This window comes from Helicobacter sp. 11S02629-2, assembly GCF_002272875.1.
Taxonomy (GTDB): domain Bacteria; phylum Campylobacterota; class Campylobacteria; order Campylobacterales; family Helicobacteraceae; genus Helicobacter_I.
This window is the reverse complement of sequence record NZ_MLAN01000029.1, coordinates 1-4758: the sequence shown is the minus strand read 5'-3', so window position 1 is coordinate 4758 and position 4758 is coordinate 1. Positions and strand designations below refer to the sequence as shown.

Annotated in this window: 3 protein-coding genes; 1 reads left to right on the top strand and 2 read right to left on the bottom strand. The window is 36.0% G+C overall.

Annotated elements, in window-relative coordinates:
• Positions 1-1120: 1120 nt before the first annotated feature.
• On the bottom strand, positions 1121-2047 hold the full coding sequence (locus tag BKH40_RS08420; protein ID WP_180675175.1) for a ribose-phosphate pyrophosphokinase: 927 nt from the start codon (positions 2045-2047) through the stop codon (positions 1121-1123).
• 109 nt (positions 2048-2156) lie between these two features.
• Here BKH40_RS08420 and BKH40_RS08415 point away from each other — a divergent pair, with 109 nt between their 5' ends.
• Entirely contained in the window at positions 2157-3482 is a 1326-nt protein-coding gene (locus BKH40_RS08415) for a M99 family carboxypeptidase catalytic domain-containing protein (RefSeq protein WP_095278578.1), read from the top strand.
• Positions 3483-4136: 654 nt separating this feature from the next.
• Here BKH40_RS08415 and BKH40_RS08815 read toward each other — a convergent pair.
• A partial coding sequence (locus tag BKH40_RS08815; RefSeq protein WP_180675174.1) for a hypothetical protein occupies positions 4137-4758 on the bottom strand: 622 nt, incomplete at its 5' end.

Below are 4758 nucleotides of genomic sequence, written 5' to 3'. Positions count from 1 at the left end.
TATTTCGAAAGTCACACACTTCTCCTAGTACATGACTTAGATGGCAGATTCTAAAATCTAAAAATAAAATCTAAAGAATCCCAGTAACTTGTAGGGAAATGGATCCTAAGTTAGAAAATAGAATCTACACAAGATAGAATCCAGACAAATAGGATAAAGTAAGATAAAACTTAAGCTAAACGTAAAGATTAGATTCTAAAACTAGAATCTAATAAACCCTAGCAAATACTAATTTGATACTAGTCTTTTAATAAGGACTAGTATTTAACTTTAAAACAAGTATCTAGCTTTAAATAAAACTAAGCTAATCTAAAACTAAAACAAACTAAAACTAATTACTTAACTAAACTAATTATTCATATCCCTCCAAGCTAAAATTTAGAAGAAAAGTAAAAAAGAAAAGAAGAAAAAAGAAGAAAAGACTACCTTCTAGGTAGTCTTAACAATCATTAAAGCTGCCTTACAGCTTTAATGCCTTCTCCAGAATGTTTGTGTTTGTAGTAAAACTTATGAGCTTGGTTTATGCAATACATGATGAAATATCTAGAAGCTTGGTTTATATCATATAGTGCAAGATACTTAAAGTGTGACTTGTGACACTCACTTATACAGTGCAGCACAAGATACTTAGAAGATTACTGGTTAATACACTGCAAGATACTTATAACATTGCCTTATATAAAACAATCTAGAATATTTAAAAAATCTCTAATAAAACACTCACACACATCAACTAATCACGCACTATTTGCCATCTATAGAATCTAAAAATATCTGCTTTGCCACGTCACACACTAGAGTATCTCCTAGCATCAAGATAGAAGAATATGACACGTAAATTAGACAGGACATAAAACCAGATTCTATAAATCTAAAAATATCTACTTAGCATGCCCTGCATTCTTACACTCCTAAATTCAAACCTATAAGCATAGGGCTAGTTTCTATCATCTAACAATTATCAATACATCTTTGGAGTTTAAAAACTATATAAATAGCTACGTTGTCTTTGATTGGTGATGTCACTTTGGACTATGCTTACTACTTTAGGAAGCACTAAAAGGCTAGTTTGAAGGGGGAGTAAAAGTAGCATAGATTCTATAGAATCTATGTTTATATCTTATATAAAGAGCGAGTTTACGCTTTCGTTGTGATAGATCCTGCGTATGACTTCTGCAAAAAGTGGGGCTACGCTTAGTGTCTTTATCTTTGGGCTTTGTCTGTGAAGTGGGATAGTGTTAGTAACTACTACTTCATCTAGTATGCTTTTTTCTATATTTTCATAAGCTACACCACTAAGCACAGCGTGCGTTCCAAGCGCTCTAACGCTAGTAGCACCTCTGTTTTTTAAAGCCTCTGCAGCCTTGCACATAGTACCTGCTGTATCTATCATATCATCTATTAAAACTACATCTTTGCCTTCGACGTTGCCTATGATATTCATCACTTCGCTGACGTTTGCTTTTTCACGTTTTTTGTCAACTATAACTAGATCAAGCCCTAGTAAGTCTGCAAAGTATCTAGCCCTTGCTACGCCTCCTATGTCTGGAGAGGCGATGATTGGATTAGTAAGATTTTTATGTCTTATATAGTCGCGAAATAGCACTGCACCATAGAGGTTATCAACTGGTATGTCAAAAAAGCCTTGTATCTGTCCTGCGTGAAGATCCATAGTTATAACGCGGTTTATACCAGCTGACTGAAGGAGGTTAGCTACAAGCTTAGCGGTGATAGGCACTCTAGGGGCTACTTTCCTATCTTGTCTAGCGTAGCCAAAGTAAGGGATGACTGCATTTATAGAGTTTGCACTACTTCTTTTAAAAGCATCAGTCATGATTAGTAGTTCCATTAAGTTGTCATTAGTTGGTGCGCAAGTTGGCTGGATGATAAAGACATCTTTCCCTCTTACAGATTCACTTATCTGCACACTTATCTCACCATCACTAAAGCGGTTTAAAAGTGCACTACTTAAAGCACAGTCAAGGTGTCTTGCTAGCTCTTTGCCAAACTCTTTGTGTGCACTACCGCTAAATATTTTAAAGCCCATGGAACTACCTCGCATTTCTTTGTATAAAAAAAGGCTTAGATTATATAAAACTTTAACTTTAAAAGTTATAAAATTACCTCCTTATTACCCCCATACAAAGTGAAACTAAATGCTACTTAGACTACTCATTATCTCTTTTTTCAGTGTCTTTTTTTTATCAGCTAAAACTCTAGCACCAATAGACTTTAAGCCTATAACTATGGGCGATGATAACGGCAAGACCTTACTTCTACTAGGTGGTATACAAGGTGATGAGCCAGGAGGCTTTAACGCGGTAAATGTCTTTTTGATGACTTATAAGATAAGCCACGGTAAGGTTATAGCCGTGCCAAGTACTAATATACATAGCATGCTATTAAATCACAGAGGCATATATGGCGACTTAAATAGGAAGTTTGCCACTCTTAGCCCTAAAGATAAAGAGTATGGGATAATCCAGCATATAAAAAGCCTTATCACTAGGAAAGATGTAGACTTTGTACTCCACTTACACGATGGCTCAGGCTTTTTTAGACCAACTTATATAGACGCTAAGCATAATCCTAATAGATGGGGTAACTGCACTACAATCGATCAGCAAACCGTAGACCACGAAGAGTATGGCGACCTTGTAGATAACGCAGATAAGATTTTAAGTCATATAAACGCTAACCTCTTAGAGCCAGACCATAAGTACCATCTTCATAACACCCACACTAAAAAAGGCGACAAGGAGATGCTTAAAGCCCTTACTTACTTTGCTATCACTCATAACAAAGCAGCCATCGCTAATGAAGCAAGCAAGGAGCTAACCGTCGCAAAACGCGTTTACTACCACCTTCTAGCAGTTGAGAGTGTATTAAAGATGCTTGATATACATTATGAAAGGCCTTTTAAACTAACCCCACTTAATATTTATAGAATCATGTTTGATAAAAGCCTAACTGTAGATATAGATGGCAAGATGACGCTTCCTATGTTTGGACTAAGACCTACTTTAAACTACTTCCCGCTACCAGAAGGCGTGCCTTTAGCAGACATCACTTTGGAATCTAGAGCCCACATACTAGGGCTTTTACCAAACAAAGATGGAAGTATCTCACTAAAGTATGGTAATAGGGTTTTAACTAGATTTAAGCCTTTTTATACTGACTTTAAAAACTCACTAGATTCTGTCTCAGCCAAGGTTGATGGAGTGGATACTAGCTTAAAAGTGGGCACTATAGTGAAGGTTAAAAAAGATGTGTTTTTAGAGCCTTCTTCTGACTATAGGATAAACATCATAGGCTATGTAAAGCCTAACTCAAAAGAGCTTGATGACACAGGCGTGCTTTTAAGCCACAAAGATATGATAAAACGCTTTAGTATAGATAAAGCAGGCATGATCTATAGGGCTGAGATATATAGCGGGGAGGTTTTCCGCGGTATGGTGCTTTTGGAGTTTGGCGGGAAGTAGAAGTACTTATAAAGAGTGGGAGGGGAAGCTAAAGTATGTGCTTAGTTTGATGGATGTAGGTAGTGCGTGGTTGGTTGATGTGTGTGAGTGTTTTATTAGAGATTTTTTAAATATTCTAGGTTGCGTTGTATAGGGCAATGTTATAAGTAGCTTGCAGTGTATTAACCAGTAATCTTCTAAGTATCTTGTGCTGTATGATATAAGCCAAGCTTCTAGGTATTTCATTATGTATTGCATAAGCCAAACGTATAAGTTTTAATACAAACACAAACGTTTTGGAGAAGGCATTAAAGCTATTTAGATAGCTTTAATGGTTGTTAAGACTATCTTAAGGATAGTCTTTCTCTTTTTTATTTTAGCTTGGAGGAATATGAAGGATTAGTTTAGTTAAGTAATTAGTTTTAGGTTTATTTTGGTTTTAGATTAGTTTAGTTTTGTTTAAAGCTGGATACTTGTTTAAAGTTACATACTAGCCCTTATCAAAGGACTAGTATTTAAATTAGTGTTTGCTAGGATTTTTTAGATTCTAGTTTTAAATTTTAGAAGTTACCATATAAGTCATGTACTAGCAGAAGTGTATGACCTTCAAAATGACAATCACACGCTTCTTAGATTCTATTTTCTAACTTAGAATCTACTTCTACTTATAACTTCCTATTTCCCACCAAAGTAATAAGCATAGTTTAGAGTTACTTCACCACTAGTAAAGTTTGGATTAGTATTTCTAAAATAGTACTGATACTCAACAGAAACAGATTGATGTTTACCAAAGAAAGCAACTATACCAGCTTTTGCTGTAGGTAAGATGGTTACAGCATTATTACGTTTAGCTGCAGCATCTTTTGTGGCGGCATTAAGTGAAGCTTGTGCTGAGGCATTGGAAGCTGCGACTGCAGCTCTAATAACTGCTACATCTTGAGTAGCTTTGGCAACATCTGCTACTGCTTGTTTTAGACTTTTAACTCCATTAGCTGGATCACCATCATTTAAGGCTTTTTCTACTGCTTCAGCGTTAGATGATAACTGCTTAGCAGCACTGTACACATTTGGTGTATCAGCTTTTAGTGTGGGTGTATATTTAGAACTTGCGAAACCTTCAGTTATTGGCACTTTAGATGTGTTTGTCCATCCATCATAATTAGCATTTTTACTAAGCGTTGCAAAGTCAGTTTGATTTTTCTGTGCGGCTGTAGTGAAGGCAGCAAGTGATTTCTGAAGTTCAGCTAAAGCAGTGCTTTGTGCTTGAAGCTGTGAGGCGTATAAGGCTTGCTCTGTT

What these genes read in the sequence shown, in the direction of transcription:
- BKH40_RS08415 (WP_095278578.1), top strand. Translation starts at nt 2,157, where the DNA reads ATGCTACTTAGACTACTCATTATCTCTTTTTTCAGTGTCTTTTTTTTA.
- BKH40_RS08420 (WP_180675175.1), bottom strand. Translation starts at nt 2,047, where the DNA reads ATGGGCTTTAAAATATTTAGCGGTAGTGCACACAAAGAGTTTGGCAAA.